This window comes from Rhodococcus sp. 05-340-2, from assembly GCF_002258915.1.
In the GTDB taxonomy this organism is placed as follows: domain Bacteria; phylum Actinomycetota; class Actinomycetes; order Mycobacteriales; family Mycobacteriaceae; genus Rhodococcoides.
The window spans coordinates 213768-240518 of record NZ_NOYU01000022.1; the positions used below are offsets into that span (position 1 = coordinate 213768).

The window sequence follows — 26751 nt, forward strand, 5'->3', positions numbered from 1 at the left end:
CCACGACCACGCGCGGGGCAACACTGGTGAGGAGTCTTGGATCAGATGAGTTCGGATGGATCGACCGGTATACCGTCCGAGTCGGGTGGCCGAGTGGGGGGACGGCCGAGTCGCCCCCGGCCCACTCGCGCCCGGCCGACCCGAAGTCGACCCGCTCGTACGGCGTCGCTGCCGACCCTGCTCGCCGCGGCGGTGGAGAAGAATCCGGACGGCACGGCGGTGGAATTCGGTACCCGATCGCTCACCTATCGAGAGATCGACTCCCGGTCGTCCAGGCTGGCCCGGTTGCTCATCGAACGCGGGGTCGGCCCCGAGGATTTCGTGGCACTGGCACTGACCCGTTCGATCGAATCTGTCACGGCCGTGTGGGCCGTGGCGAAGACCGGTGCTGCATTCGTGCCCATCGACCCCAACTACCCGGCCGCCCGAATCACGCACATGGTGAACGACTCCGGCGTGCGAATGGGTGTCACTGCAACACAATTCGAAGAGGCGATGCCGACGTCGGTGTCGTGGATCAGCCTCGACTCGTCCGACACCGAAGGTGCACTCCAGGGGTTGTCCGACGATCCCGTCGTGGCGGACGACCGACGGGCACCGATTCGCCCGTCCACGCTCGCGTACGTCATCTACACCTCCGGCTCGACCGGTCTGCCGAAGGGCGTCGCCGTCTCCCACGCCGGGCTGGCACCGCTGACCTCCACTCAGGTCGAGATCTACGGGCTGGACTCCGATTCGCGCACACTGCATTTCGCGTCCCCCAGCTTCGATGCGTCCGTGCTGGAGCTACTGATGGCTGTGGGCGCCGGTTCGACGATGGTCATCGTCCCGCCCGGTGTCTACGGCGGTTCCGATCTGGGTGACATGCTCCGCAACCACCGCGTCAGCCATGCGTTCATCACACCGGCAGCGCTGGCCTCACTCGATCCGGCAGAGGTGCCCGACATGCGAGTGCTCGCGATCGGCGGCGAGGCCTTCACCTCGGAACTGATGTCGAAGTGGGCACCGGGCAGACGTTTTCACAACGTCTACGGCCCCACCGAAGCGTCGATGGTGTGCAATATCTCGCCGCCGTTGAACGCGGGCGAAGCCGTGCTGCTCGGGCCGTCCACCAAGGACATGGGCTACCACGTGCTCGACGACCGGTTGCGGCAGGTGCCCGCCGGGGTGCCGGGGGAGCTGTATCTGACCGGTGCCGGCCTTGCGCGGGGATACCATCGACGATTCGCGCTGACCGCGGCGCGTTTCGTCGCCAATCCGTATGCGGCCGAGGGTAACTCGGATCAGAGTCGGCTGTACCGCACCGGTGACCTGGTGCGCTGGCGGGAGGTGGCGTCCGGACGGGCCATCGAATACCTGGGCCGCAACGACTTTCAGGTCCAGATCCGAGGCTTCAGAATCGAACTCGGTGAAATCGACGCCGTTCTCACAGCGCAGGACGGGGTCGATTTCGCTGTGACTCTCGGTCACCGCAGTCCCACCGGCGCAACCGTTCTCGCAGCATACGTATTGCCGGTGGCAGGGACGGACGTCGACCTGGACCGGGTGCTGGACGAGGCCGGGCGGAGTCTGCCTGCGCACATGGTGCCTTCGGTGATCACGCGGATCGATTCGATCCCGCTGACTCCCACCGGCAAGCTGGACCGAGACGCACTGCCGGAACCGGTGTTCGAGGCCGCGGAGTTCCGGTCCCCGTCGACCACTACCGAACATGTGGTGGCCGATATCTTCGTCGAGCTGCTCGGGGTCGAACGTGTCGGCCTGGACGACGACTTCTTCGCGCTCGGGGGTAACTCCCTGATCGCCACACAGCTCGCGGCTCGATTGGGTTCGGCTCTGGGCGTCCATGTTCCGGCGCGCTCGGTGTTCGAGTCCTCCACCGTCGAGGCCTTGGCGCACGCCGCCGATTCGGCGGACGGTCCGGTTCGAGCTGCGCTCGACACGTCGAGGCAGCGGCCCGAGCGCATCCCGCTCTCGTCCGCACAGCAGCGCATGTGGTTTCTCAACCGCCTCGACACCGACTCCGCCCTCAACAACGTGCCGGTCGCTCTGTTGCTCCGCGGAGAACTCGATGTCGACGCGTTGCAGGCCGCCGTGGGGGACGTGGTCGGTCGACACGAATCGTTGCGCACCGTGTACCCGGAGATCGACGGTGTCGGGTACCAACAGGTGCGGGACGAGGCCGAGACGCACGTCGGGATGGACGTGGTCCGCATCGCTCGTGACGACGCGCTCGCTGCGGTCACACATTTCTTCACCCGGGGATTCGACGTCACCGTCGAGATCCCGTTTCGTGTCCGGCTGTTCCACATCACGGACCCCGCCGGTGCAGCACCGGAGTACGTGCTGGCCTTCGTTGCACACCACATCTCGGCGGACGGGCTCTCGATGGCCCCGCTGTCCCGCGACGTCATGACGGCGTACCTCGCGCGGCACGGCGGATCGGCACCGCAGTGGGCACCGCTGCCGGTCCAGTACGTCGACTACACACTCTGGCAACTCGACATGCTCGGCTCCGAATCGGATCCGAAGTCGTTGGCCCGCAAGCAGATCGACTATTGGCGTCGCACGCTCGACGGCCTCCCCGAGCAGTTGGATCTGCCCTCCGACCGGCCGCGCCCGCGGGTCGCATCGGGACAGGGGGCGGTGACGGCGTTCGAGATCGACGCTGCATTGCACGCGCGCGTACTCGAGTGTGCACGCGAGCACGACGCCACCGCGTTCATGGTGGTGCATGCAGCGTTGGCGGTGCTGCTGGCCACGTTGTCCGGGACGTCCGACATCGCCGTGGGAGCACCGGTGGGTGGCCGCGGCGACGCACGGTTGGACGACCTGGTTGGCATGTTCGTCAACACGGTGGTCCTGCGAACGCAGATCGCTCGAGACGCCTCGTTCGGTGCAGTACTCGCTGCCGTACGTACCTCCGACCTGGAGGCTTTCGACAATGTGGACGTACCCTTCGAGCGTCTTGTCGAGGTACTCGATCCGGTGCGATCGCAAGGGCGGCACCCGCTGGTCCAGGTGGCGCTGTTCTTCCAGAACTTCTCCCAGGGATCGTTCGAGCTCCCCGATCTCGGCGTCGAGGCATTCGGGTCCGGGGCGGCGTCGGCGAAGTTCGATCTCCAGGTGACGCTCACCGAACTCGGAGACGGCGCAGGTCTGGCCGGCGAGCTCATGTACGCGACGGATCTGTTCGACGAGGCGACGGTGGCGTCGTTCGGGCGGCGGTTGGTGGCTGTACTCGAGGCGGTGACCGCTCGCCCGGATGTCGTGGTCGGTGATATCGACGTTCTCGATCCGGCTGAGCGTGAACAACTCTCGTCGCGGGGGAACGGCAGCACAGTGGCTGTCGATTCGGGCGAGGTGTTGTTGGATGGTTTCGACCGCACGGTGGTCGATTCGCCGGATGCGGTGGCATTGGTGTTCGGTGAACAATCGTTGACGTATCGGCAGTTCTCGGACCGGGTGGATGCGACTGCGTCGTTGTTGCAGGAACGTGGTGCCGGGCCGGGTGTGTTGGTGGGGTTGGCGATGCGGCGGTCGGTCGAGCTGGTGGTCGGCATGTATGCCTTGCTTCGATCCGGTGCGGCCTATGTGCCGGTGGATCCGGATCAGCCGGCCGAGCGCAACGACTACATTCTCGATACGGCGTCGCCGGTTGTCGTGTTGTCGACGGCACGGGACGAATTCGTCACGGGGACAGCGATTCCGGTTGTCGACATCACCGATCTGCCTGAGCCGTCCGGGTCGGTGGTGTTTCCGCGCGCCTCCGGGGACGACCTGGCGTACGTGCTGTTCACGTCCGGGTCGACCGGTCGTCCGAAGGGCGTGGCGATCGAACACCGGGCCATCGTCAACCAGATGTTGTGGATGGCGCAGGAATACGGTCTCGATCCGTCGGATGTGTACCTGCAGAAGACGGCGACGACGTTCGACGTCTCGCTGTGGGGTTTCTTCCTGCCCCTGCGTACCGGAGGTCGGTTGATCGTTGCGGCCCCGGGTGCGCAACGTGACGTCGAGGCGGTCGCCGCCGATATCTCGCGGCACGGTGTGACTGTGACGGACTTCGTGCCGTCGATGCTGACGGTCTTCGTCGAAGCGGCGTCGGCGCAGTCGATCTCGTCGTTGCGACATGTTTTCGTCATCGGTGAGGCGTTGCCCGCGGGTACCGTCGATGCCTGGCGGGCCGTGTCGGATGCGCGGGTGCACAACTTGTACGGTCCCACCGAGGCGGCGGTGAGTGTCACCTATCGCGATGTCTCCGAGGACGGGGCGTTGTCCGGATCGGGGGCCGGTTCGGTCTCCATCGGTGTGTCGGAGTGGAACACGTCGGTGTACGTGCTGGATTCGCGGTTGCATCCGGTACCGGCGGGCGTGCCGGGGGAGTTGTACTTGGCGGGTGTGCAGTTGGCGCGGGGTTACGTTGCGCGGCCCGACTTGTCGGCGGAGCGGTTCGTGGCGAACCCGTTCGGCGATGCGGGGGCGCGGATGTATCGAACTGGTGACCTGGTGCGGTGGTCGATGGATTCCGATCGGCTCGAGTACATCGGTCGCACCGATTTTCAGGTGAAGTTCCGTGGGCAGCGAATCGAGTTGGGAGAGATCGAGACTGCGTTGACGGCGCGGTCGTCGGTGAGTCAGGCTGTCGTCGTGGTGTCGCACTCGGCGGTCGGTGAGTCGTTGGCGGCGTACCTGGTTCCCACTCCCGGCACCGACATCGATGTCGAGGCGGTGCGGTCGGAGGCGGTGTCTGCGCTGCCGTCGTACATGGTTCCGTCGGCCTTCGTCGTGCTCGACGCTCTACCTCTCAACGCTGCAGGAAAGTTGGATCGTCGTGCGCTGCCTGCTCCGGAGTTCGAGACCCGAGAGTTCAGGGCCCCGCAGACACCGGTGGAGGAAGCAGTTGCCGGCGTGTTCGCGGACGTTCTGGGAGTCGAACGTGTGGGACTCGATGACGACTTCTTCTCGCTCGGCGGCAACTCTCTGCTGGCTGTCAAGTTGGTCTCCGCGCTGAAGGGGGCCCTCGGTGGTCGGTCTGTTCCTCTGAACTGGTTGTTCGTGGACGCGTCCGTCGCCTCGCTTGCGGCGCGAATCACTGCTGCCACGGCATCGGGAGTCGGCGGAGCGGAAGCAAGCGGGCTCGAGGTCCTCGTACCTCTACGGGTAGGTGGTTCTTCGGCCCCGCTGTTCTGTGTCCACCCCATCGTGGGTCTGTCCTGGGCCTTCGGCGCTCTGGCACCGCACATCGGCGACGACCGCCCGATCTACGGATTGCAGTCGCCCACGCTGTCCGGTGCAGAACCTGTGCCGCAGTCGATAGAGCAGTGGGCTGCCGTATTCGTGGACAAGATTCGCGCCGTGCAACCGTCGGGCCCGTATCACCTGCTGGGGTGGTCCATGGGCGGACTGATCGCGCATGCGATGGCCGTGCAACTGCAACGTGAGGGCCACGAGGTCTCGACGCTGGCCATGATGGACTCGTTCGTTGCGGGTGGATCGGACCACCTCGTCGACAGGCCGGTGTCGGTGGACGAAATTCTCGGCGGGCTGGGTATCGGTACGGACGATCACCCCGAGATCGGTGAACTCACGGTCGACTCCGTGGCCGAACTGTTGAAGTCGATGCCCGCACCCTTCGACTCGATTTCCCGCGAACGGGTCTCCGGGATACTCGACGGCATCGCACGATCGGCAGAGCTCATCGAAACTTATGTGCCGCAGACCTTCACGGGTCGGGCGGTGCTGTTCGCATCGGTCACCGACGATCCCACGGGCAACGTGGCGGCGGCGACGTGGCACGGTGCGCTGAGCGAGGGCGTGACGGTCGTTCCGGTCCATGCGACGCACTGGCAGATGGCGTCGTCGCCGGCATCGACCGAGATCGGGCCCGTGCTGGACACGGAATTGCGCCGGTAGGCCGTTCGGCAACGACGAAGGCCTCACGACACCGTGTCGTGAGGCCTTCGTCGTTGCGTGTGGAGAAACGCTCAGCAGGGTGCAGGCGTGGTGGTTGCGTAGTCGGGATCGAGTGCAGTCTTCACCATGTACAGGGGAGCGGGATCGGCAACGAGACCGACGTGGGACGTCGTCGCCGCGGGGCACACGTCCTGAACCCAGACGTTGTGCACCATCGCCGGGTCGCCGGACTTGAGGAAGGTGTTCGCGGGCGGCGTCGAGACGGTGTCGTTGCGCGTGGCGATGACGGTGTACTCCACCCCGGGTTCGACGTCTCCGCCCTCGTTCAAGCTCGTAAGCGTCGTCGAACCGACGAGTTGCTGGGCACCCGCCATGTTGTATGTCAGGGGGGTGAGTGCGTCGCCGGGCAGACCGAGCGAGGTGAGCAATTCGGAGAGTTGCTGCAGACCACCGAAGGTCGTGCCGTGATTGGTGGCACCGAGGGTGACCAGCGTGTGCACCTTGTTGCGGGCTGGGTCCTGCGCATCGGTGCCGCCATCGAACTTCATGTACTGCCGAGTGGCGGTGCCGCCCTGCGAATGGCCGACCATGTCGACTTGCGCGGCACCGGTTGCCGCGAGTACTTCGTCGACGAAACGGCCGATCTGTCGGCCTGACTCAGCGATGTCGCCGGAGCCCCAGATGGTCGTGCCCGGGTCGAGGAGGAGCGAGACGCCGCCGTAGTTGGGGGCGAAGACGCAGTAGCCCTCGCTCTTCAACTGCGGTGCCAGGATCTTCCACGTGGACGCGTCCATCTTGGTTCCGTGGACGAGCACAACCGGACGGGGATGGGCCGCGCTGGGAACGCAGCCGAAGTCGTTGGCACCCTCGAGCGTAGGCGTGGCGGACACCGAGGTGCCGGTGGGCGACGGTGCAGCGACCGCTGTGCCCGTCCCGGTGAAGGACAGGGCACCGGCCACCGCGACAGCTATCGCTGTGGGCAGTACTCTCGTGAACTTCTTCGGCATGGCCTCAATCTCGTCTGGGGCGTGGATCCGCCGCTGTTCGCAAGCATCTGCGTCACCGACCGTAACAGCCGGACACGCGTACGTAACAGGCGTGCTGGTCAAGGGTGCCCGCCACGCAGGCCGGTCGGCGAGCGCGTGTGGTGCACATCACCAACCGATGGCTCCGTACCTGATCCCTGCGCGAAGCTCGCCGACTCGGATCACGAACGCGCGGAGCCAGTGGCCCCGTGACATCCCGGTCAGCGACGTCGGCAACAAGGGATTGCGCAGCAGCAGCGCCATCCACCAGGACGCGACTCGGCGCACTTTCAGTGCCGGGCACCCCTGTGGCCGGTAGATTCCGCGAAGCTTGGCGAAGCCGAACCCCAGACGAAAAGACTGACGCAACATGGGGCGCAGCTCGGCGCGAAGTCGATACGCGACGACCGGCTCGTCACTGAATCCCAGGGTGTAACCCGCGAGTTGCGCGCGCCAGCTGAACTCCACATCCTGGCTCGCCCTGAAGCGATTGTCCATGCCGCCGAGATCGCGGTACACCGACGCCCAGCAGGCCATACTCGCGCCGATCGCGAACGGCAGGAAATCGGTGCGGCCCTGCTTCTCCGGCTCCGTCGTGGGCGTCCACGACAACGCCCGGGCGCTGTTCAGCGTGACGGTTTCGACTGCAGTGCCGACGACATCGAACGACGACGCCTTCTGCACGAGCGTGGTGAGCCACGACGTGTGCACGACATCGTCCGAGTCGCAGAACGCCAACAGATCGCCAGAGGCGCTCTCGGCACCGCGATTGCGTGCGTGCGCCGCACCGACCTGCTGCGACGCGTCCACGCAGGTCAACTGCAGTCGGTCCCGCAGGGGATGCGAAGCGACGTGATCGCTGACTCGTCCGTCGCCGGCGTTGTCCGAAATCAGCACGTCGAACGGATAGTCGACATCTTGCTCCGCCAACGCCTGCAACTGGGCGTCGAGCAGGGGATCCAGCGAGCCCACAGGAATGATCACCGAGATCGACGGATGTGCGGTGTGCATATGGTTCACGACGTCACCTCCGTTCCGGGCCGTGGGTCGACCGGAGCCACTTCGATCAGCCGTCCGACGATGCCTTCTTGTATCCGCGAATTGCCGGGATCAGAAACACCGCGGCCATTCCGAGCGACCACGCAAGAGTCTGCAACACCGGTGTCAGGACCGGACCACCCATTGCCAGGTTTCGCATCGCATCGACCGCCACCGACATCGGCTGTGCCGCGACGACCGGTTGAAGCCATGGTGGGTAGGCCAGCACGGGTACGAAGCCGGCGTTGAAGAACATCAGAAGCGTGGCGAAGATCGACACGACTTCGACCAGGGGTGCGTCGCCCGCGACGGTGGCCAGGAATGTCACCATGACCGCGAACCCGATACCGAACACGATCGGCACCAGAATCAACAGGATGCCGGCCGGAATTCCCTGGGTGAATCGGAACCCCATCGCGACACCGGCGCAGGTGATGACGATGGTGGTGACGAGCACTCGAACTGCTTCGGCGATCATCCTGCCCAGCAGACCGGCGGCACGATGCGTCGGTGTCGTCCAGAACCGGGACAACAAACCAGACTTACGTTCGCCCTTGAGTCCGACCGCACTGACGATCGATCCGAACATCGCTCCGACGAGAGCGATCATCGGCACCTGGCCGTAGATCGCCGGCGCTCCGGTGGCCGCGGAAATCGAGTTTCCGAGCACGACACGGAACATGACCAGCATCAAGGCGGGGTACAGCAACGCCTGAATCATCGTCGACGGATCGCGCATCCATCGCATCAACAGTCGCTTGGCCTGGATCAGACTGTGGGTCCAGAGGGCACGGACAGACCTTTCGCCCAGGACCATGTTGGGTTCGGGGAAGGTCAAGCTGGACACGCGGGTCGTGTTCACCGACGCTTCGGACATCGTCATGTCGGACTCTTCACTCTGGCCTGGAGCTCGCCCAGATGGCGAGCGGTACGAAGAACAGGATCAAGCCGGTCACCCACGCGAGCGACGGCCACAACACCTGGAAGGTGACTCCGCCTTCGGCCATATCGCGCATTGCGAAGGAGAACTGCGAGATCGGCTGGTTGCGTACGAACGGTCGGATGAGTTCCGGGAAACCACTTTCCGGAACGAACCCGCACGACGCCATACCGAGAATGAGCTGGGGGAGGGTCAATACCTGGCTGGTTGCTTCGGGACTCTTCGACAGGGTGCCGATCGCATCGGCCCCGATCGACAACGTGGTGCTGATCAGCATGACGAGTGCGCAGAACAGCAGGGCCTGACCGAACCCTGCCGTGAAGCGAAAGCCGATGACATAACCGAAACCGAGGGCGGATACGAGCGAGACCAACGAGCGGACGACACCGCTCGAGATTCGTGCCACGAGGGGCACACCCCGCACGACAGGCATGGTCTTCAACCGCGAGTTGAGGCCACTCATCGCCTCGGCCGAGGCACGCTGTGCCGCCGAGATCGCGGTGAACGCCATGGCCTGCAACACGATGATCGGCATCAGGAACTGGGCGTAGTCGATGCCCTGCAAACCCATGACGAACTTGAGAGGGAGGTAGAAGCCGACGGTGAAGATGAGCGGGGCGATGACCGCGACCAACAACTCACCCTTGGTCAGCATCGTCCACAGTGCACGCCCGGTCAGTGCCTGCCACTGTACGAATCCCGACGGTTTCGTCCTCGACCGCCGCTTCGGCTGCCGCGCCGTCGAACCGACATCGGTCCGTTGCACGGTCCTGGCCTGCGAATCGGCTACGCCTCGCGTCGTGGCCGTCATGGCGTGGTGCTCGTCTGCGAGTGCCCGGTGAGGGTGAGGAACACGTCGTCGAGCGACGGACGGCGGAGCGCGATGTCGGCGAGCACAATTCCCACCGCATCGATGCGGCGCAGAATCTCCGACAGAGTGGCTGCGCCGTCGGGTGCGGGAACGGAGAGCCGGTCCGAGGCAGCAGTGATCTCGGCGTGGACCGCGGCGGGGACCATGTCGCCGAGGGCCTCGGCGGCTGCACGGAGCTGGCCGGGATCGAGTGGAACGACCTCGCAGTAACTGCCGCCGGTCATGGCCTTGAGATGGTCCGAGGTGCCCTCTGCGATGACCGTGCCCTTGTCGATGACGATGATGTTGTCGCTCAGAACGTCTGCTTCTTCGAGATACTGCGTCGTCAACAGCACGGTGATGCCCTGCGCCTTGAGTGCTTCGACCAACGACCAGACGCCCTGCCTGCTGCGTGGGTCGAGTCCGGTGGTCGGCTCGTCCAGGAACACGACCTCCGGTCGCACGACGAGGCCGCAGGCGATGTCGATGCGGCGACGCATACCGCCCGAGTAGCCACGCACGGGGCGCTTGCCGGTGTCGGAGAGGTCGAACTCGTCGAGCAGCGCCTTGGCTCGGGCCTTCGCGGCCTTCTTGTCCAGACCCATCAGACGACCGAAGAGCTCGATGTTCTCGCGGCCGGACAGTGTGTCGTCGAGGGCCGCGTACTGCCCGGTCATCATGATCGAGCGACGTACTGCCGGCGCGTCGGCCGCGACATCGTGACCCGCGACGAACGCTCTGCCGCTGTCGGGTGCGATCAGGGTGGAGAGCACCTTCACGGTCGTCGTCTTGCCTGCACCGTTCGGGCCGAGGATGCCCAGCACGGTTCCCCGCTCTGCGGAGAAGCTGATGCCGCGCAACGCCTGCACATCGCCGAAGGACTTGTGTACGTCCTCCACGTGTACGGCTGCGTGTTGTGCTGACGACATCGAATCTCCGAGCTGTCGGGGGAGTGGTGGGACCGGACCCCGTGGAGTCGAGGGCCACTACTTGATAGCGAAATTCGCCGTGGATGTTACTTGTGGGTCGTCGCTGCGGGACCTTCGCAGTCAGTCCCAGTCGATATCGATACTGTTCTCGACGTCGAGTTTTCGGCACAGAGACCGCAACCCGCTGTAGTCCTGAACCAATGCGCGTCGGCTCTTGTCCTGCTCGACGTCGGCGAGCATCGCGTCGCCGCCGCGCACGCCTTCGAGTTCGAGAATGCGTGCCCAGGTGGAGAAATCGCTGCTCGAGAACGCGTCCATACCGTCGACCAGGCCGTCCAGGAACTTCTGCCGGTCGTCGGTACCGAGTCGGTCGAAGACGATCGCAGCCATGTCGTCGGCGATCGATGCATGGCAGTACTCGTCGCGGTTGTGCAGTTTGACGGTTGCCCGGTTGATGGGCTGAATCACGTCGTCGTCCTCGATCAGGTCCAGGTACGAGGTGATGGAGATCTCCGCAACCGTCATGAACGCGAGCGAACTGATCGCGGCAGACCAGGGGTCGTCACTGGTCGCCTGCGCCGCCCGCTGCCGGCGCACGGTGGAGCTGAACGGCAGTGAGCGTTCCGACAGAGCCCAACCGCGTCCGCGCCTGGTGGCTGCGCTCGCGTTGAGGTGCATCAGGGTGTGGTACTGCTCGTCCACCATGGCCTGGGTCACCGCCACCGCGAGGGTGTCACCCATTCCGGTCTCGAACACGTCTTGCGCCAACAGGGCGAAACCGGGATGAACGACATGCTGCTCGACGTCCATCACGTTCTTGTTGAACGCGATCCAGCCCCACGCCCGAAGTCGATCCTGCTGCTCGGGAGTGGCACCGGTGAAGGTGTCGTGCTCACCGAAGGGGATCAGAGCGTCGGGGAAATCCTGCTTGGACGCGTCGAACAGGTCGTCCAGCTCGGGTTCGGGCTTCTTGACCGTCGCGCGTTGCGACCAGTTCTTCGCCAACCGTGCGACGACTGCGCTCTCGACGACATCGTCGGAGTCGAATTCCGGCAACGACGGTTGCTCCAACATCGCTTGCCTCTGCTTCCGCACTCGTCCTACCGCGGCTATCGGCGATCACCGCTACCTCGAACGATACCGAACATCTCCGCACACAGAGCTCGATACCGATCTCCGTTCCCGCCCAGAGCGGCCTCGGCCTGCACCAACAGGCGAGCGAAGTCGGCCTCGGAACCGGAATCGACGGTCTCGCTCACCGTCTGCGTGGCTCGGCGCAGCGCAGCCCTGGCATCGGCGGCGTGCGGATTGCCTGCCTGGACGTCCCAGTAGACCTCGGGCTCACCGCCGGTGATCCGAGCCAGCACCGCGAGCATCGTTGCGTTCGGGGGAGGCGCAACGGCGTCGATGTCGACGAACGGAAGGTCCAGTTCGGCCAGAGCCAGGCCGAACGCCAGCACACTGGCGTGCGTGAGCGCCTGCGTCGCCGCGGCGAGGCGATCGTGGCGTGCTGCGTCGAGCAGGACCACTCGACCGCCCCACCGCGCGATGCTCTCCAGGAAGGCATCCACCGGCGGGCCTGGTCGGTGCACGACGGCGGCGACGGGGCGTCCGGTCATTCCGAGCGACGGGGCGAACATGGGATTGATTCCCACCGCGGATCCGATCGGACGTGCGTCCTGTACATGGTCGGAGAAGCCGGACTTCACCGACAGAGTTTCCACCAGCAGCGCGTCGGGGTGCACCGCGGACAGGTCGGCCCGCAGTGCCACGGATTCGGGCACTGCCAGAATCACGGTGGCAGCCTTTTCCAGTACCGATTCGACCCGGCGGTCGGGGGCGGTGACATCGCCGGCGAGCACCGTCGAACTACCGGGTACCGAGCCGCCGTGCACGTCCACGATGGTCACCGGCACGCCGTCCGCGATCAGGAGGCCGACCATCAAGCGGCCGACCGCTCCCGAGCCTCCGACCACGACCACGGAGTCGTCGGGCTTCGACCGTGTCCTCGAATTCATCGTTCGAGTATGTCAACGCGATGCGGCGGAGACCCAGATCGTGATGTCCGCGTGCACGACCTCGATGCCCGCGGTGTCTCGGATCGCCACGGGCACGACGATGTCGATGCCGTCGGTGATCGTCCCGAAGTCGGGGACCTCGTCCAGTTCGGCGACCGCGCGCAGTGATGTGGTGGCCTTCGTCAGGTACTGCACGGTCATGGATTTGGGAATCCACCGGTGCGAGGTGGGGACGGTCGCCTCGGCGAGCATGCCCATGGCGACCTCGGCGAGATTGCAGGCGGCGATGGCGTGGAACGTGCCCAGGTGGTTGCGAATGCCGAACCACTTGGGTGCAGTGACCTCGCAGCGTCCCGGCTCGAGCGCGACGACACGGGGCAGTACGGATGCGAAGTACGGAACCCGCAGGCACATGCCGACGGAGAAGACAGTGGAGCCGATAGTGTTGTTCGGTAGCTTCGACCAGGCGCGATAGGTCGCGCCGGTAGTGTTCTCGACGGTGGTCATGGCGCTACCTTACTGCTCGGTAAGGTAGCGCGGCGGCAATCGATCGGGCCCGAGTTGATCTGGTGCCCGGTCTGCGGCATACTGGTCGGGTTGCCTGGACACGGGACGCGCATGCGTGCGGCCTGAAACAGGTGAGTCGGCCGAAAAGCCGACTGAGCAAGAACATGAGACCAGCGCTCCACGTGAGCGCGTCCGGAACACCAGCTCGATCGGTGCGGATTTCGTTCGATTCGGATGGTTGAGGCGAAAGTTTCAGCGCAGAAGAATGAGCGGAATCGCGACACGCCCGACCGCGTGGACCGGAGAACCATGACAGATGAAGAGCGGCAACGGAATCAGGTCACGCCTGGTCGTCAACGTTTTTCACTGTCGTGTGTGCACGAAGGCAGTTCGAGTCGGTGGGTTTCCCACGGCTCGGGGACTGTGCAGACGAGGTGGAGCAGGCCGAACGGCCCGTTCTACGACCAAGCGGCAAGAAAAGGACACTAAGCGTGGCGGGACAAAAGATCCGCATCAGGCTCAAGGCCTACGACCATGAGGCGATCGACGCGTCAGCGCGCAAGATCGTCGAAACGGTCACCCGTACGGGTGCCCGCGTCGTCGGACCGGTGCCGTTGCCGACAGAAAAGAACGTGTACTGCGTCATCCGTTCGCCGCACAAGTACAAGGACTCGCGCGAACACTTCGAGATGCGTACTCACAAGCGGCTCATTGACATCCTCGACCCGACACCGAAGACGGTGGACGCGCTCATGCGCATCGACCTCCCGGCCAGTGTCGACGTCAACATCCAGTGAGCGCGGAGACAACGATGACTGATAACAAGAACCGGCCTGCAACAGGAATTCTGGGCACCAAGCTCGGAATGACCCAGGTCTTCGACGAGAACAACCGCGTCGTTCCGGTGACCGTGATCAAGGCAGGCCCCAACGTGGTCACCCAGATCCGCACCCAGGAACGTGACGGCTACAGCGCCGTCCAGGTCGCATTCGGTGCGATCGACCCGCGCAAGGTGAACAAGCCCACCACCGGCCAGTTCGAGAAGGCAGGTGTCACGCCGCGTCGCCACATCGTGGAGATTCGCGTAGCCGACGCCTCGCAGTTCGAGGTCGGCCAGGAGCTCACCGCTGCAGTGTTCGAGGACGGCGCATACGTCGACGTCACCGGCACCAGCAAGGGCAAGGGCTTCGCCGGAACCATGAAGCGTCACGGCTTCAAGGGTCAGGGCGCGAGCCACGGCGCACAGGCCGTGCACCGTCGCCCCGGATCCATCGGTGGCTGCGCAACACCCGGTCGCGTCTTCAAGGGAATGCGCATGTCCGGACGTATGGGTGGCGACCGCGTCACGACGCAGAACCTCTCGGTCCACAAGGTGGACAGCGAGAACGGTCTTCTGCTGATCAAGGGAGCGATCCCGGGCCGTCGCGGCAACGTCGTGATCGTCAAGTCTGCATTGAAGGGTGGTGCACGGGCATGACCAGCCTCGAGAAGAACACCGAGACCAAGCTGACGCTCGATGTCAAGGAAGCCGGCGGCAAGACCAACGGCACCGTCGATCTCCCCGCGGAGATCTTCGACGCTCCGGCGAACATCGCGCTGCTGCACCAGGTCGTCATCGCACAGCTGGCAGCTGCTCGTCAGGGAACCCACTCCACGAAGACTCGTGGCGAGGTTCGCGGCGGTGGCAAGAAGCCGTACCGGCAGAAGGGCACCGGCCGCGCCCGTCAGGGATCGACCCGCGCTCCTCAGTTCGTCGGCGGTGGCACGGTCCACGGACCGCAGCCGCGCGACTACAGCCAGCGGACCCCCAAGAAGATGAAGGCCGCCGCATTGCGCGGAGCCCTCTCCGATCGGGCCCGCAGCGAGCGTCTGCACGTCATCACCGAACTGGTTGCCGGACAGGTTCCGTCCACCAAGGGTGCGAAGACGTTCCTCGCCGAGATCTCGGACCGCAAGAAGGTCCTGCTCGTCGTCGGCCGCGAGGACATCGCAGCCTGGAAGAGCGTTCAGAACCTGGACGGCGTGCACCCCATTGCACCCGACCAGCTCAACACCTACGACGTGCTCAACGCCGATGATGTCGTTTTCAGCGTGGAAGCGCTGAACACCTTCATCGCTGGGCCTGCAAAGAACGAGGAGGCAAGCAAGTGACCACGATCGCCGATCCCCGCGACATCTTGCTGGCACCGGTCATCTCCGAGAAGTCCTACGGACTGATCGAAGAGGGCACCTACACGTTCCTGGTGCACCCGGACTCGAACAAGACGCAGATCAAGATTGCCGTCGAGAAGATCTTCGACGTCACCGTGACCAGCGTCAACACGATGAACCGTCAGGGCAAGCGTAAGCGGACCCGGTTCGGTTACGGCAAGCGCAAGGACACCAAGCGCGCGCTCGTAACGCTCTCCGCCGACAGCAAGCCCATCGAGATCTTCGGAGGTCCGGTCGCGTAAGCGACTGGGACTCTTCGGATATAGAGGACGAGAAGACTCATGGCAATCCGTAAATACAAGCCGACAACCCCGGGCCGTCGTGGCTCCAGCGTTTCCGATTTCGCTGAGATCACGCGTTCGACCCCCGAGAAGTCGCTGATCCGCCCGCTGCACGGTCGCGGTGGACGTAACGCACACGGTCGTATCACCACCCGGCACAAGGGTGGCGGTCACAAGCGTGCGTACCGTCTCATCGATTTCCGTCGTAACGACAAGGACGGCGTGCCGGCCAAGGTCGCTCACATCGAGTACGACCCCAACCGCACCGCGAACATCGCTCTGCTGCACTTCGCAGACGGCGAGAAGCGCTACATCGTCGCACCCAAGGGCATCGCCCAGGGCTCGCCGATCGAGCAGGGTGCCAATGCCGACATCAAGCCCGGCAACAACCTGCCCCTGCGCAACATCCCGACGGGTACGACCATCCACGCGGTCGAACTCCGTCCGGGTGGTGGCGCGAAGATGGCCCGCTCCGCCGGAGCGAGCATTCAGCTCCTCGGTAAGGAAGGCCCCTACGCCACGCTGCGTATGCCGTCCGGTGAAATCCGTCGCGTCGACGTGCGCTGCCGCGCAACCGTCGGCGAGGTCGGCAACGCCGAGCAGTCGAACATCAACTGGGGCAAGGCCGGCCGCATGCGCTGGAAGGGCAAGCGCCCGACAGTTCGTGGTGTCGTGATGAACCCGGTCGACCACCCGCACGGTGGCGGCGAGGGCAAGACCTCCGGTGGACGCCACCCGGTCAGCCCCTGGGGACAGCCGGAAGGCCGTACCCGCAAGAACAAGGCGAGCGACAAGCTGATTGTCCGTCGTCGTCGTACCGGCAAGAACAAGCGCTAGGAGGGAGTTCAGAATGCCACGCAGCCTGAAGAAAGGCCCGTTCGTAGACGATCACCTCCTCGCGAAGGTTGACGTCCAGAACGACAAGGGAACCAAGCAGGTCATCAAGACCTGGTCCCGTCGATCGACAATTTTGCCCGACTTCATCGGTCACACTTTCGCCGTTCACGACGGTCGCAAGCACGTACCGGTGTTCGTGTCCGACTCCATGGTCGGCCACAAGCTCGGGGAATTCGCACCGACCCGCACGTTCAAGGGTCACATCAAGGACGACCGGAAGGCGAAGAGGCGATGACCAACTTCACCCCCACCGCCAATCCGACTGCCAAGGCCGTAGCGAAGCACGTTCGCGTCACGCCGATGAAGGCACGTCGCGTCGTGGATCTGGTTCGCGGGCGCTCCGTCGAGGACGCGCTCAACATCCTCAAGTTCGCGCCGCAGGCAGCGAGCGAGCCGGTCGCCAAGGTGATCGCCTCCGCAGCGGCCAACGCCGAGAACAACCTGGATCTCGATCCCAGCACGCTGATCGTCGCCACTGCATTCGTCGACGAGGGTGCAACCCTCAAGCGATTCCAGCCGCGCGCTCAGGGCCGGGCATTCCGGATCCGCAAGCGCACCAGCCACATCACGGTGATCGTCGAAAGCCTGCCCAAGACCGGCGGAACGTCTCGCAACCGTCGTAAGGGCCAGGCGTCCAAGGAAGGGGCTCAGTAGTGGGTCAGAAAATCAACCCGCACGGCTTCCGCTTGGGTATCACCACTGACTGGAAGTCGCGCTGGTACGCAGACAAGCAGTACTCGGAGTACGTCAAGGAAGACGTCGAGATCCGCAAGCTTCTTGCCACCGGCATGGAGCGCGCAGGAATCGCGAAGGTCGAGATCGAGCGCACCCGTGACCGTGTTCGCGTGGACATCCACACGGCACGTCCGGGCATCGTCATCGGTCGTCGTGGCGCCGAGGCCGACCGCATCCGCGGAGCTCTCGAGAAGCTGACCGGCAAGCAGGTTCAGCTCAACATCCTCGAGGTCAAGAACGCCGAGTCCGAGGCTCAGCTCGTGGCCCAGGGTGTTGCCGAGCAGCTCAGCAACCGCGTCGCATTCCGTCGCGCAATGCGTAAGGCCATCCAGTCGGCCATGCGTCAGCCGAACGTCAAGGGCATTCGTGTTCAGTGCTCCGGCCGTCTCGGTGGTGCCGAAATGTCTCGCTCGGAGTTCTACCGCGAGGGACGCGTTCCCCTGCACACGCTCCGTGCCGACATCGACTACGGGCTGTACGAGGCCAAGACCACCTTCGGCCGCATCGGCGTGAAGGTCTGGATCTACAAGGGCGACATCGTCGGCGGACGGCGTGAACTCGCTGCCGCTGCGGCTCCGGCCGCCGGTGCAGACCGTCCCCGTCGTGAGCGTCCCACTCGTCCGCGTCGCAGCGGTGCCTCGGGCACCACGGCGACCAGCACCGAGGCCGGCCGCGCGGCATCCGCAACCGAGGCTCCGGCCTCGACCGAACCCACTCAGGAGGGCTGACGCATGTTGATCCCCCGCCGGGTCAAGCACCGCAAGCAGCACCACCCGAAGCGTTCGGGTGCCGCCAAGGGCGGAACTCAGGTGACATTCGGTGACTACGGCATCCAGGCTCTCGAGCCCGCCTACATCACCAACCGTCAGATCGAGTCCGCTCGTATCGCGATCACTCGCCACATCAAGCGTGGCGGCAAGGTCTGGATCAACATCTTCCCGGACCGCCCGCTCACCAAGAAGCCTGCCGAGACCCGCATGGGTTCCGGTAAGGGTTCGCCCGAGTGGTGGATCGCCAACGTCAAGCCGGGTCGCGTGCTCTTCGAGCTGTCGTACCCCGACGAGACCATCGCGCGTGAGGCACTGACTCGCGCCATCCACAAGCTGCCCATCAAGGCACGCATCATCACCAGGGAGGAGCAGTTCTGATGGCTACCGGAACCCCAGCCGCAGAGCTCCGCGAGCTCACCGGTGAAGAGCTGGTCACCAAGCTGCGTGAGTCGAAGGAAGAGCTGTTCAACCTTCGTTTCCAGATGGCTACCGGCCAGCTGGACAACAACCGTCGACTGCGCACCGTCCGTCACGAGATCGCGCGCATCTACACCGTCCTGCGCGAGCGTGAGCTCGGCTTGGCATCTGGTCCTTCCGAGGACACTGCAGGTGACGCGGCATGAGCGAGGAAAAGACTGTGACTGAAGAGCGCAACAACCGTAAGGTTCGGATCGGCTACGTCGTATCCGACAAGATGGAGAAGACGATCGTGGTCGAGCTCGAGGACAGGGTCAAGCACCCCCTCTACAGCAAGATCATCCGTCGCACCACCAAGGTCAAGGCACATGACGAGAAGGGCGACGCCGGCGTAGGCGATCGCGTTCAGCTCATGGAGACCCGACCGCTGTCCGCCACGAAGCACTGGCGACTGGTCGAGGTTCTCGAAAAGGCCAAGTAGTACCTTCACCGCAAATGCCCGCTCCCTTACTGGGAGCGGGCATTTTGTGTTTCGGCCGCGCGGCCTATCTGCCCAGCAAGCCGCCGAGTGCCCCGCCGACACCTGCCTGTTCACCGCTACCACTGCCGCCGACCAGTCCGCCCGGCGGTTGCTCCGACGGCTGAACCACGACGAATCCCTGACCCGCGAACTCGAGGGTGAATCTTTCTCCTGTGGTGCGCCCGATGAGTGTGCCGAGGCCGAACGAATCGTTCTTCTTGACTCTCGTCTGCAAGGAAGACGACCATGCGACCGCAGCCTGCGGATCGGCGAAGGTGGGCTGGTCGACGTTCAGCACCACCGGAATCCCGTCGGTCGTGATGGCGATCCGACCGCGGCCGGAGAAGACACAGTTGAAGAAGCCCGCGTTACCGCCCGCTGCAGCTCCCTGTACACGTTTGATGTCGTAACTCAGTGAACTCTCGAAGGCGAGAACGTTGGCACCGTTGATGGTCAGTCCGTCGGTACCGTCCAGATCGATGAGGTGCACGTCCTGTGCGGCGTTGGCGAGGAAGAGGTCGCCCTGACCCGTGACTTTCATCAGAGGGACACCCTCGCCCGAGAGCGCCTGCTTGAGCGCCCGGCCGATGCCACCGGAGCCCTTGGCCTCGAACTGCAGATTGCCCTGATACGCGACCATCGAACCGGCCCGGGCCATCACGTCGCCGTTCATCCCGATGCGGCACATCTTGCTGCCCTGCTTCTGAATACCCGAACCGGGAACCTCGGCGTGGGCGGGCGTGAACAGTTCGCTTCTCATGGCCAGAACTCCTGGATGGACGGGTGAATGCACGGGTGGCGAGGTGGTGGTCGGTGATGGCTCGTGCGGGGTGTCGGGCGTCGGCTCGTCGTGCTCGACACTGATACCGAACGCCGTGGCCAACCCCGCGAGTCCATCGGCGTATCCCTGGCCGACGGCGCGGAGCTTCCATTGCTCGCCGCGCCGGTAGAACTCGAGACACACCAGCGCGCTCTCGTCTCCGAGCGCATCGGCAGTGAATCCGATCAGCGCGGTGCCCGACGCATCGGACACCGTCACCGCCGTCGGGCCTGCAGCGGCGAACGTTGCGGGTCCGGTTCCGTCGAGTGACGCCGCCACGGCCACGGTATCGACGCCGGCCGGGACGGCGGTGGCGTCGAACATCAGTTGGTGCCCGGTCGGTACACGGCGGTACTCGACGCCGGGGGCGGTGGGCTGGTTGTAGAACACCAGGTCCGCGTCAGAACGCACCCGGCCGCCCGGCCCCAGTAGCAGCGCGGAGACGTCGACCGAGGTCGACGCCGCGAGCGTCACCGTCAGGAGGCCGGCCGGAGCGGGGCAGTTCTCCCCGCGAGCGAGGGTCTTCATCGAACCCAGTGTGCCACTGTCACGGCGTCAGGACTGCCGAGCCAACTCGATGACTTCTTCTTCGGTCGGCGGGCTCTTCGGGTGGTAGGACAGGCACAGGGGAGTGGCCGTGCGTCGGAATTCCGCGCCCTCCACCGCCGCGTAGAACTGGCCGGCGGGCAGGCGTCCGACGTCGGGAACCGAGCCACCTTTCACCCGCGCCATCTCCTTGGCCGCATCGACCTGCGATGGGCTGTTGAGCAGGCCGTAGAACTGAGTCGACGCGTTGCCAGCGATGCGGTTGTGCAGGCCCTTCGGGGATTGCGTGGCGAACACCAGGCCCAGTCCGTACTTGCGTGCCTGTGACGCCAGGGCCAGGGTGCTGTGGGTGGCCGCGGTGCTCCGGTCGGACGGCGCGAAGTTCTGCGCCTCGTCCATGACGAACAGTCCACCGAGGGGCCGGTCGCCGGCGGGGTTCTTCTTGATCCAGGCGAACAGCCCCATCTGGAGTTGGTTGACGAAGCTCTGCTTCTGCTCGTCGGTGGTCAGGCCCGCGAGGTTGATCACCGATACCCGGGCTTTCTTACCCTCGGCCGGAGTCAGCAGAACAGCAGGATCGACCGGCGTGCCCGCGCCGGCGAACATCGGATCGTTCGCGGCGGCGGCCTTGAGGTTCTCGGCCAGACCGGCAGCGATGCGGACCGCGTCGCGCATCTCGCTCGCGTCCTCGGGGAACTCTTCCAACAGGTCGATGAAGTCGGACAGATCCCCGCCCTGCGGACGACGACCGAACTGATCGAGGGCCGACTTCAGTACTGCTCGACCATGTTTGGCCTTCTGCGACGTGCCGAGTACACCTGCGGCCGGTTCGAGCGAGGCCAAGGCGGACTCGACCGAGGCCTCGAACTCGTCCGCGTCACCCACGACACTGGCGAAGTCGGGAAGGGGCTGGAAGCTGAGCGGCCGACCGGCGGACTTGCGCGGCGTCCACACCACGACGTCGGTGTCGCGCAGGTACGCCGTTGCCTTGGCCTCGTCACCCGGTGGCCAGGTCCTCTCGTCCTCGGGCCATGCGGTGCCGAGCCGGGCGAGGTCGTTGTTGACGTCCAGCACGATCGCCGAAACACCCTGCAGGGCGCACTCTTCCACCAATCGGCGGATCAGAACCGTCTTGCCCGAGCCGGATCCCGCGAAGATCGCCGTGTGCTTGCGCAGCGCTTCGAGTGGAATGGCGACGTCCGCGCCGGTGCTCAGTTCGGCACCGACCACGATGGACGGTCGCCGCGCCGCGGCGGGCTGCGCGGCAACGCTCGGAATCTCGGGTTCGATGAGGGCGGTGTCGTCGTCGACGACACTCACAGCGGGAAGAACAGCCCCGAAGAGTTCGACATCGTGTGCCGGCTTACGTGCGAGCAGCCAGGACGTGAGCGCGGGGGAGTTCTCGGCCAACAGGATCGACAACGCCGCCAGCGCCCTGCGGTCCTCGTCGCCGAAGGGCACCACGATGCCTCCGGCGCGGCGCAAGGCCGCGATCGTCTGCTCGGTCTTCGCGCCGTTCGGCCACGGCTCGTTTCTGATCAGGATCAACCGTCGCCTCGGCATGTCGATGCGCAGGCCAGCCGTTGTCACTGCTCGCTCGACTCGTGCCAGCGCGGCGCGGGCGTTGCCGGACGTGACCGCGCGGAAGCACCAGTGCTCCTCGTCGTCGGTATCGGTGTCGACTGTGTGGCGCAGGCGGGCGTGCAGCGCGGGCTTGCCGCTCGGCGGTGGGTCCTGGGCCAGGCTGTCGTCGGACGACTGATGCTCGTGAATCCACGCGGTCAATCCCGCCGACAGCAGTGCCGGAACGATCGAGTCCTCGCTGTCGGGTCGCAGTGGAACCGAGACGTCGACCTGCTCGCGCAGTTGCTTGTAGCGATCGTCGAGGATGTCGAGCTCGTCGACCCGTGCCTGGGGTAGGTCCGGCGCATCGGTCGGACCCGACCTGTCGGTGAAGCTCTCCAACTCCGACGCGACGCCGGTGTCGAGGCAGTGCCTGATGTGCCGGTCGACGGCGATGAGAAGCTGGCGCGGAGTGAAGTCCGGAGCCTGCTCGAACGCGTCGGGCGCGACCGGCCACGTGGGGTGAGGAGGGACGAACCCGGCTTCGAGGAAGCATGCTGCCAGACGTCGTCCGAGAAGCAGGCGGCCGATGTCCGACGAGGGAATCGGCTTGAGCGACTGAGTGACTCGGAAACGGTCACGCATCGGCGCGACTCCGCGCGCGGCGATCAGTTCCCAGGCGCTCGACAGCGCGGAGAGCACCGAGGCTGTGCGAGGGAGGGTCTCGCGCAGCGACATCAAACCGTGCGCGAGCTGTTCGACGACCTTGTCTTCCTGCGCGTCGGCGAACTCCTGATCCGATCCCGTACGAGACTGCGCCACGAGCGTGTCGATCTGGTCGATCGCGAGAATCGTCGGACCGGTGATGGCGAGCAGGCGCGAGATGTTCTCGGCGATGCCCTGATGGCCGAGCTCGGCCCGGCGAATGCCCCAGGCCGAGAACTCGTCGGGATCGACGTCGTCGATCGACTGCAGGTACGCGTCACCGAGATCCTGAACGGCCGAGTCGGGGGCGATGGACAGCACGAGCGCGCGCAACGTGTGCTGCGACGTCCGTCGATGGCGGGGGTGGACCTTGTAGACCGCAGTGACGAAGTCGTTCAACGTGTCCGCGTCGATCATGTTCTCGCCCATGATCTTTGCGCGCTGATCGTCGGGGATCTCGCCGATCTCGCACAGGCGTCGGAGGAGTAGTGCCAGCTGGCTGTCCGATCCGCGGCCGGACGGACGCATCAGGTCGTCGAGCATCCCCATCAGCGTCGAGCGCCAGAATCCAGCGGCGTCGAGCAACCTGATCAGGAAGAAGTAGCCGCCCTTGAGCTGCACTTCTTCTCGTACCTGGCCGAGCAGGTGTGTCTTGCCCGAACCGGCCGGGCCGCGCACGACGACGCCCAGCGGACTGGCGTCGTCGGAGGCGTCCGCGTCGTCGTAGGCATTCATCACCTCGAGGAACACACGTTCGTGCATTCCCGGCACGTGCACGTTCGACTGCGAACGCCACACGTCGTCGGGTGTCGGTGCCCAGCTCAACCGCACCGATTCGAGAGCTCGGATCTGCTCGTTGTCCGTCATCGTCGACTCAACGCCCATCATGGTTCGATCGAGAGAAGGTGGTTCTGCTGGTTACCGACGACGACGGCCGCCGCGCGCTCTTCGTCGGTCAGAGTCTTCTGATTCTCTTCGGGAATCAACGCCACGTCCGCAGCGCGGCGCAGGCGCGCCAGTGCGTCGTCCAGATCGGTTCTGGGTATGTCCCGCAACTCGTTTCGCAGCCTGGAGAGTCGGACAGTGCTGCCGGGTTCGCGCGCGAGCCGTGCGTAGGCCGCGCGAATCGAGGCTTCGATGTCGACGGTCGTGTCGGTCCTCTCGACGGGTGCAGGCTCGTCCGATCGGGGTGAGAACACATCCGCCGGGCGGCTGTCGGTGCGATCGAGCCACCGACGCAACCCCGCCAACACGGTGAACATGGCCTTTCCTGCGCCGGTCGATCGAGCCGGAGGTTCACCGCCGATGAGGTCGCCGCAGGTGCGCCACCCCTTGTCGGTGAGTTCGAGTGTCATCGGGCGCACAGATGAATCCACTTCGATCAGACCGGCGTTCTTCAGCTTGTCGCGGGACGGCTTCGCGAGCTCGGGGCCCATCGCTCTGAGTTCGGAATTCTTGACCGGACTTGCCTCGGCCATCAGGACGAGCAGCACAGCCGCTTCGGTCCCGTTCAGGTCTTCGGTACTCATCGAGGATCCCCCTTCGATCGTCTTCTCGATACTGCCTCGCGGATGGTAGCGACCGCACGTTGCGGATCGTCGATCACCTGAGCGTTGGTGAAGCGCAGCACCATGTAGCCGTGTGTCTGCAGCTCGTTGTCACGGACGCGGTCCTCGGCGAAGCGTTCGGGTGCGCGGTGTTCGCTGCCGTCGATTTCCACGACGATCTTCTCGGTGCGCCACAGTACGTCGACGGTGAACGGTCTGCTGAGCTCGCCGAGCCGAATCGAGCGATTGTGCTCCCTTCCGGTGGCCCACTCATGCACGTCCAGCGCTCGGTACAAGCGCTTCTCCGGATCACTGGCCGGGTGCGGATGTCCGGCGATCGGTGGATAGCTCAGTGGGCGAAAGCGATCGAGGACAGTGCTGACGCCGGTGGGCACTGCGGGTGCTCGCACCGACACCGACGGGAACCGATCCATGCCCGACGCTCCGTCTCCGATGACCCACACCGCCATCTCGGCGTGCGTGCACAACCATTCCGCTGCTGCGGCGACGACTCCGGCGTCCGTTCCGACGGGCACGACCGACACGAGGGCAGCAGTGCTTCGCTGCTGAGCGGAGGCGACTACTCGAGCCGACCCTGCGGCTCTGGTCTCGACGGTGAATGCGGTTCGACGCGGCGACCGTCCCGCGACTGCGGCGTCGGCGAGGGCCCCGACGTACGGACCGAAGTGCGCTGTGTCGCCGGCGAACCGTATGGCGGCGACGCGTGCAGCGCGCCGATCCAACGTCGCCGAGCCTTCGTGGTGGTCGAATTCCGTGAGCAACAGCGGAACCGAGTCGACTGCCGCCTTCTCGAGTTCTGCGACCACCGCGTCAACGAGATCGACGGCACGGTTCGCCGTCGCGGGATCGACCGCGAAGAACACGATCGAGGGCGCGTCCGACGGCAGAGGGTTCACGGACTCGGCGAGTTCCCGCTCGGTGGCACCGTGCAGTCGGACGACCCGATCCAGTGGCAGACTCGACCACCAACCGCCGTCGTCGCCCGTAGACGTCATCGCCGCGCCCCGCTGATCCGAAGATGTCCCATCTCCGAAACCGTACCGAGAGTTCTGTGTTCGCAGGCGACGGCCGGTGCTCGAGCGATGGCGATTTGGATCCTGGAGGCCCGTTCCCCTACACTTGACCGGTTGCCTGTGGCAGCGGTGTGCCTTCGTGCGCTCGCTCCCGGCAGCCGACCGCGCGTGTCGGGACGGAAATCCGGCACGTACGTACATCCAGGTCAAGGAGAAGTTAGTGATTCAGCAGGAGTCGCGAGTACGCGTCGCTGATAACACGGGCGCGAAGGAAATCCTTTGCATCCGCGTTCTCGGTGGTTCGTCACGTCGCTACGCCGGAATCGGCGACATCATCGTAGCTACGGTGAAGGACGCCATTCCCGGTGGAAACATCAAGAAGGGTGAGGTCGTCAAGGCCGTCATCGTCCGCACCATCAAGGAGCGTCGCCGTCCGGATGGCTCGTACATCCGTTTCGACGAGAACGCTGCGGTGCTGATCAAGCCCGACAACGATCCCCGTGGAACTCGTATCTTCGGCCCGGTCGGCCGTGAGCTGCGTGAGAAGAAGTTCATGAAGATCGTCTCGCTCGCCCCGGAGGTGCTGTAAATGAAGGTGCACAAGGGCGACACCGTTCTCGTGATCGCAGGCAAGGACAAGGGCGCCAAGGGCAAGGTCATTCAGGCCTACCCCGCTGACTCCAAGGTTCTGGTCGAGGGTGTGAACCGCATCAAGAAGCACACCGCGGTCTCCGCCAACCAGCGCGGCGCATCCTCGGGTGGCATCGTCACTCAGGAAGCCCCGATCCACGTATCGAACGTCGCAGTGGTCGACTCGGACGGAAACCCCACTCGCGTGGGCTACCGGACCGATGAGGAATCCGGCAAGCGCGTTCGTGTTTCCCGCAAGAACGGGAAGGACATCTGAGATGACTACCACCGAAAACATCGCGGGCGAACAGCCCCGCCTCAAGGCGCGCTACCGCGCCGAGATCAAAGACGCCCTGAACACCGAATTTGCATACGAGAACGTCATGCAGATCCCCGGCATCGTCAAGGTCGTCGTCAACATGGGTGTCGGCGACGCCGCCCGTGACGCCAAGCTGATCAACGGTGCAGTTGCCGACCTCGCTGCCATCACCGGCCAGAAGCCGGAGATCCGCAAGGCTCGCAAGTCCATCGCACAGTTCAAGCTGCGCGAAGGAATGCCCATCGGCGCACGCGTCACCCTCCGTGGCGACCGCATGTGGGAGTTCCTCGACCGTCTGGTCTCCATTGCCCTTCCCCGAATCAGGGACTTCCGCGGCCTCTCGGGCACGCAGTTCGACGGCAACGGAAACTACACGTTCGGCCTCAACGAGCAGTCGATGTTCCACGAGATCGACGTGGACAAGATCGACCGTCCGCGCGGCATGGACATCACCGTAGTAACCACCGCAACCAACAACGAAGAAGGCCGCGCGCTGCTCAAGCACCTCGGCTTCCCGTTCAAGGAGAACTGAG

At 64.9% G+C, this 26751-nt stretch carries 27 protein-coding genes; 15 read left to right on the forward strand and 12 right to left on the reverse strand.

The genetic code is table 11. The features are described 5' to 3' along the window. The first annotated feature begins 45 nt into the window (after positions 1 to 45). On the forward strand, positions 46 to 5916 hold the full coding sequence (locus CH271_RS11630; RefSeq protein WP_094633801.1) for an amino acid adenylation domain-containing protein: 5871 nt from the start codon (positions 46 to 48) through the stop codon (positions 5914 to 5916). A gap of 71 nt (positions 5917 to 5987) precedes the next feature. On the opposite strand, the gene CH271_RS11635 is transcribed toward CH271_RS11630, so the two are convergent. From CH271_RS11635 to CH271_RS11670, 8 genes are all read right to left on the reverse strand, one after another. After that, complete coding sequence (locus CH271_RS11635) at positions 5988 to 6923, reverse strand: esterase/lipase family protein (RefSeq protein ID WP_094633683.1); 936 nt, start codon at positions 6921 to 6923, stop codon at positions 5988 to 5990. A 147-nt stretch (positions 6924 to 7070) separates the two neighbouring features. Further along, positions 7071 to 7952: a glycosyltransferase gene (locus tag CH271_RS11640; protein WP_094633684.1), complete on the reverse strand. Its 882-nt coding sequence runs from the start codon at positions 7950 to 7952 to the stop codon at positions 7071 to 7073. Positions 7953 to 8007: 55 nt separating this feature from the next. Beyond that, on the reverse strand, positions 8008 to 8862 hold the full coding sequence (locus CH271_RS11645; protein WP_052047376.1) for an ABC transporter permease: 855 nt from the start codon (positions 8860 to 8862) through the stop codon (positions 8008 to 8010). Positions 8863 to 8872: 10 nt separating this feature from the next. After that, positions 8873 to 9730, reverse strand: coding sequence for an ABC transporter permease (locus CH271_RS11650; protein WP_094633685.1), 858 nt, complete (start codon positions 9728 to 9730; stop codon positions 8873 to 8875). Further along, a complete protein-coding gene (locus tag CH271_RS11655; protein WP_037188328.1) occupies positions 9727 to 10698 on the reverse strand; it encodes a daunorubicin resistance protein DrrA family ABC transporter ATP-binding protein in 972 nt (323 codons plus the stop codon). The genes CH271_RS11650 and CH271_RS11655 overlap by 4 nt, the downstream gene beginning before the upstream one ends. Positions 10699 to 10818: 120 nt before the next feature. Continuing rightward, on the reverse strand, positions 10819 to 11772 hold the full coding sequence (locus CH271_RS11660; protein ID WP_094633802.1) for an AurF N-oxygenase family protein: 954 nt from the start codon (positions 11770 to 11772) through the stop codon (positions 10819 to 10821). Positions 11773 to 11807: 35 nt separating this feature from the next. Further along, positions 11808 to 12716, reverse strand: a complete 909-nt coding sequence (locus CH271_RS11665; RefSeq protein WP_094633686.1) for a prephenate dehydrogenase dimerization domain-containing protein — start codon at positions 12714 to 12716, stop codon at positions 11808 to 11810. 12 nt (positions 12717 to 12728) lie between these two features. Next, positions 12729 to 13223, reverse strand: coding sequence for a hotdog fold domain-containing protein (locus CH271_RS11670; RefSeq protein ID WP_094633687.1), 495 nt, complete (start codon positions 13221 to 13223; stop codon positions 12729 to 12731). Between the two features lie 491 nt (positions 13224 to 13714). Here CH271_RS11670 and rpsJ point away from each other — a divergent pair, with 491 nt between their 5' ends. The 11 genes from rpsJ to rpsQ are packed head-to-tail and all read left to right on the forward strand — an operon-like array spanning position 13715 to position 19015. After that, positions 13715 to 14020, forward strand: a complete 306-nt coding sequence (gene rpsJ, locus CH271_RS11675; protein WP_003938093.1) for a 30S ribosomal protein S10 — start codon at positions 13715 to 13717, stop codon at positions 14018 to 14020. 14 nt (positions 14021 to 14034) lie between these two features. Further along, complete coding sequence (rplC, locus tag CH271_RS11680) at positions 14035 to 14700, forward strand: 50S ribosomal protein L3 (protein WP_027496309.1); 666 nt, start codon at positions 14035 to 14037, stop codon at positions 14698 to 14700. Beyond that, entirely contained in the window at positions 14697 to 15374 is a 678-nt protein-coding gene (gene rplD, locus CH271_RS11685) for a 50S ribosomal protein L4 (protein WP_008718317.1), read from the forward strand. Before rplC ends, rplD begins: the two co-directional genes overlap by 4 nt. After that, a complete protein-coding gene (gene rplW / locus CH271_RS11690) occupies positions 15371 to 15676 on the forward strand; it encodes a 50S ribosomal protein L23 (protein WP_027496310.1) in 306 nt (101 codons plus the stop codon). The genes rplD and rplW overlap by 4 nt, the downstream gene beginning before the upstream one ends. A gap of 39 nt (positions 15677 to 15715) precedes the next feature. Continuing rightward, positions 15716 to 16552, forward strand: a complete 837-nt coding sequence (rplB, locus tag CH271_RS11695) for a 50S ribosomal protein L2 (RefSeq protein ID WP_008718311.1) — start codon at positions 15716 to 15718, stop codon at positions 16550 to 16552. 13 nt (positions 16553 to 16565) lie between these two features. Continuing rightward, complete coding sequence (gene rpsS, locus CH271_RS11700) at positions 16566 to 16847, forward strand: 30S ribosomal protein S19 (RefSeq protein WP_008718309.1); 282 nt, start codon at positions 16566 to 16568, stop codon at positions 16845 to 16847. Further along, the gene (rplV, locus tag CH271_RS11705) at positions 16844 to 17266 is read left to right on the forward strand and encodes a 50S ribosomal protein L22 (protein WP_037188319.1); all 423 of its coding nucleotides are present in this window, start codon (positions 16844 to 16846) and stop codon (positions 17264 to 17266) included. The genes rpsS and rplV overlap by 4 nt, the downstream gene beginning before the upstream one ends. Beyond that, positions 17266 to 18075 (forward strand): 30S ribosomal protein S3, encoded by an 810-nt coding sequence (gene rpsC / locus CH271_RS11710; protein ID WP_027496312.1) that lies wholly within the window; start codon positions 17266 to 17268, stop codon positions 18073 to 18075. Before rplV ends, rpsC begins: the two co-directional genes overlap by 1 nt. A gap of 3 nt (positions 18076 to 18078) precedes the next feature. Beyond that, positions 18079 to 18495, forward strand: a complete 417-nt coding sequence (gene rplP / locus CH271_RS11715; RefSeq protein ID WP_027496313.1) for a 50S ribosomal protein L16 — start codon at positions 18079 to 18081, stop codon at positions 18493 to 18495. Further along, entirely contained in the window at positions 18495 to 18740 is a 246-nt protein-coding gene (gene rpmC / locus CH271_RS11720; RefSeq protein WP_027496314.1) for a 50S ribosomal protein L29, read from the forward strand. Before rplP ends, rpmC begins: the two co-directional genes overlap by 1 nt. Further along, the gene (rpsQ, locus tag CH271_RS11725) at positions 18737 to 19015 is read left to right on the forward strand and encodes a 30S ribosomal protein S17 (RefSeq protein WP_032397542.1); all 279 of its coding nucleotides are present in this window, start codon (positions 18737 to 18739) and stop codon (positions 19013 to 19015) included. Before rpmC ends, rpsQ begins: the two co-directional genes overlap by 4 nt. Before the next feature lie 64 nt (positions 19016 to 19079). Here rpsQ and CH271_RS11730 read toward each other — a convergent pair whose 3' ends face one another. Genes CH271_RS11730 through CH271_RS11745 form a run of 4 tightly spaced genes read right to left on the reverse strand, consistent with a single transcriptional unit; the run spans position 19080 to position 25251 of the window. Further along, complete coding sequence (locus tag CH271_RS11730) at positions 19080 to 20402, reverse strand: AIM24 family protein (RefSeq protein WP_094633688.1); 1323 nt, start codon at positions 20400 to 20402, stop codon at positions 19080 to 19082. A 27-nt stretch (positions 20403 to 20429) separates the two neighbouring features. Then, positions 20430 to 23555 carry an ATP-binding protein gene (locus CH271_RS11735; protein ID WP_094633803.1) on the reverse strand — a complete coding sequence of 1042 codons (3126 nt, stop codon included), beginning with the start codon at positions 23553 to 23555 and terminating at the stop codon, positions 20430 to 20432. Positions 23556 to 23572: 17 nt separating this feature from the next. Continuing rightward, entirely contained in the window at positions 23573 to 24217 is a 645-nt protein-coding gene (locus tag CH271_RS11740) for a hypothetical protein (RefSeq protein ID WP_094633689.1), read from the reverse strand. Further along, positions 24214 to 25251 (reverse strand): endonuclease domain-containing protein, encoded by a 1038-nt coding sequence (locus CH271_RS11745; RefSeq protein ID WP_094633690.1) that lies wholly within the window; start codon positions 25249 to 25251, stop codon positions 24214 to 24216. The genes CH271_RS11740 and CH271_RS11745 overlap by 4 nt, the downstream gene beginning before the upstream one ends. Before the next feature lie 238 nt (positions 25252 to 25489). On the opposite strand from CH271_RS11745, the gene rplN reads away from it, so the two are divergent. The 3 genes from rplN to rplE are packed head-to-tail and all read left to right on the forward strand — an operon-like array spanning position 25490 to position 26750. After that, on the forward strand, positions 25490 to 25858 hold the full coding sequence (rplN, locus tag CH271_RS11750) for a 50S ribosomal protein L14 (protein ID WP_032397538.1): 369 nt from the start codon (positions 25490 to 25492) through the stop codon (positions 25856 to 25858). After that, complete coding sequence (rplX, locus tag CH271_RS11755; RefSeq protein WP_008718278.1) at positions 25859 to 26176, forward strand: 50S ribosomal protein L24; 318 nt, start codon at positions 25859 to 25861, stop codon at positions 26174 to 26176. A gap of 1 nt (position 26177) precedes the next feature. Further along, the gene (rplE, locus tag CH271_RS11760) at positions 26178 to 26750 is read left to right on the forward strand and encodes a 50S ribosomal protein L5 (protein WP_008718275.1); all 573 of its coding nucleotides are present in this window, start codon (positions 26178 to 26180) and stop codon (positions 26748 to 26750) included. The last annotated feature ends 1 nt before the right edge of the window (position 26751 follow it).

What these genes read in the sequence shown, in the direction of transcription:
- CH271_RS11630 (WP_094633801.1), top strand. Translation starts at nt 46, where the DNA reads ATGAGTTCGGATGGATCGACCGGTATACCGTCCGAGTCGGGTGGCCGA.
- CH271_RS11635 (WP_094633683.1), bottom strand. Translation starts at nt 6,923, where the DNA reads ATGCCGAAGAAGTTCACGAGAGTACTGCCCACAGCGATAGCTGTCGCG.
- CH271_RS11640 (WP_094633684.1), bottom strand. Translation starts at nt 7,952, where the DNA reads ATGCACACCGCACATCCGTCGATCTCGGTGATCATTCCTGTGGGCTCG.
- CH271_RS11645 (WP_052047376.1), bottom strand. Translation starts at nt 8,862, where the DNA reads ATGACGATGTCCGAAGCGTCGGTGAACACGACCCGCGTGTCCAGCTTG.
- CH271_RS11650 (WP_094633685.1), bottom strand. Translation starts at nt 9,730, where the DNA reads ATGACGGCCACGACGCGAGGCGTAGCCGATTCGCAGGCCAGGACCGTG.
- CH271_RS11655 (WP_037188328.1), bottom strand. Translation starts at nt 10,698, where the DNA reads ATGTCGTCAGCACAACACGCAGCCGTACACGTGGAGGACGTACACAAG.
- CH271_RS11660 (WP_094633802.1), bottom strand. Translation starts at nt 11,772, where the DNA reads ATGTTGGAGCAACCGTCGTTGCCGGAATTCGACTCCGACGATGTCGTC.
- CH271_RS11665 (WP_094633686.1), bottom strand. Translation starts at nt 12,716, where the DNA reads ATGAATTCGAGGACACGGTCGAAGCCCGACGACTCCGTGGTCGTGGTC.
- CH271_RS11670 (WP_094633687.1), bottom strand. Translation starts at nt 13,223, where the DNA reads ATGACCACCGTCGAGAACACTACCGGCGCGACCTATCGCGCCTGGTCG.
- rplC (WP_027496309.1), top strand. Translation starts at nt 14,035, where the DNA reads ATGACTGATAACAAGAACCGGCCTGCAACAGGAATTCTGGGCACCAAG.
- rplD (WP_008718317.1), top strand. Translation starts at nt 14,697, where the DNA reads ATGACCAGCCTCGAGAAGAACACCGAGACCAAGCTGACGCTCGATGTC.
- rplB (WP_008718311.1), top strand. Translation starts at nt 15,716, where the DNA reads ATGGCAATCCGTAAATACAAGCCGACAACCCCGGGCCGTCGTGGCTCC.
- rpsS (WP_008718309.1), top strand. Translation starts at nt 16,566, where the DNA reads ATGCCACGCAGCCTGAAGAAAGGCCCGTTCGTAGACGATCACCTCCTC.
- rplV (WP_037188319.1), top strand. Translation starts at nt 16,844, where the DNA reads ATGACCAACTTCACCCCCACCGCCAATCCGACTGCCAAGGCCGTAGCG.
- rplP (WP_027496313.1), top strand. Translation starts at nt 18,079, where the DNA reads ATGTTGATCCCCCGCCGGGTCAAGCACCGCAAGCAGCACCACCCGAAG.
- rpmC (WP_027496314.1), top strand. Translation starts at nt 18,495, where the DNA reads ATGGCTACCGGAACCCCAGCCGCAGAGCTCCGCGAGCTCACCGGTGAA.
- rpsQ (WP_032397542.1), top strand. Translation starts at nt 18,737, where the DNA reads ATGAGCGAGGAAAAGACTGTGACTGAAGAGCGCAACAACCGTAAGGTT.
- CH271_RS11730 (WP_094633688.1), bottom strand. Translation starts at nt 20,402, where the DNA reads ATGAAGACCCTCGCTCGCGGGGAGAACTGCCCCGCTCCGGCCGGCCTC.
- CH271_RS11735 (WP_094633803.1), bottom strand. Translation starts at nt 23,555, where the DNA reads ATGACGGACAACGAGCAGATCCGAGCTCTCGAATCGGTGCGGTTGAGC.
- CH271_RS11740 (WP_094633689.1), bottom strand. Translation starts at nt 24,217, where the DNA reads ATGAGTACCGAAGACCTGAACGGGACCGAAGCGGCTGTGCTGCTCGTC.
- CH271_RS11745 (WP_094633690.1), bottom strand. Translation starts at nt 25,251, where the DNA reads ATGACGTCTACGGGCGACGACGGCGGTTGGTGGTCGAGTCTGCCACTG.
- rplX (WP_008718278.1), top strand. Translation starts at nt 25,859, where the DNA reads ATGAAGGTGCACAAGGGCGACACCGTTCTCGTGATCGCAGGCAAGGAC.
- rplE (WP_008718275.1), top strand. Translation starts at nt 26,178, where the DNA reads ATGACTACCACCGAAAACATCGCGGGCGAACAGCCCCGCCTCAAGGCG.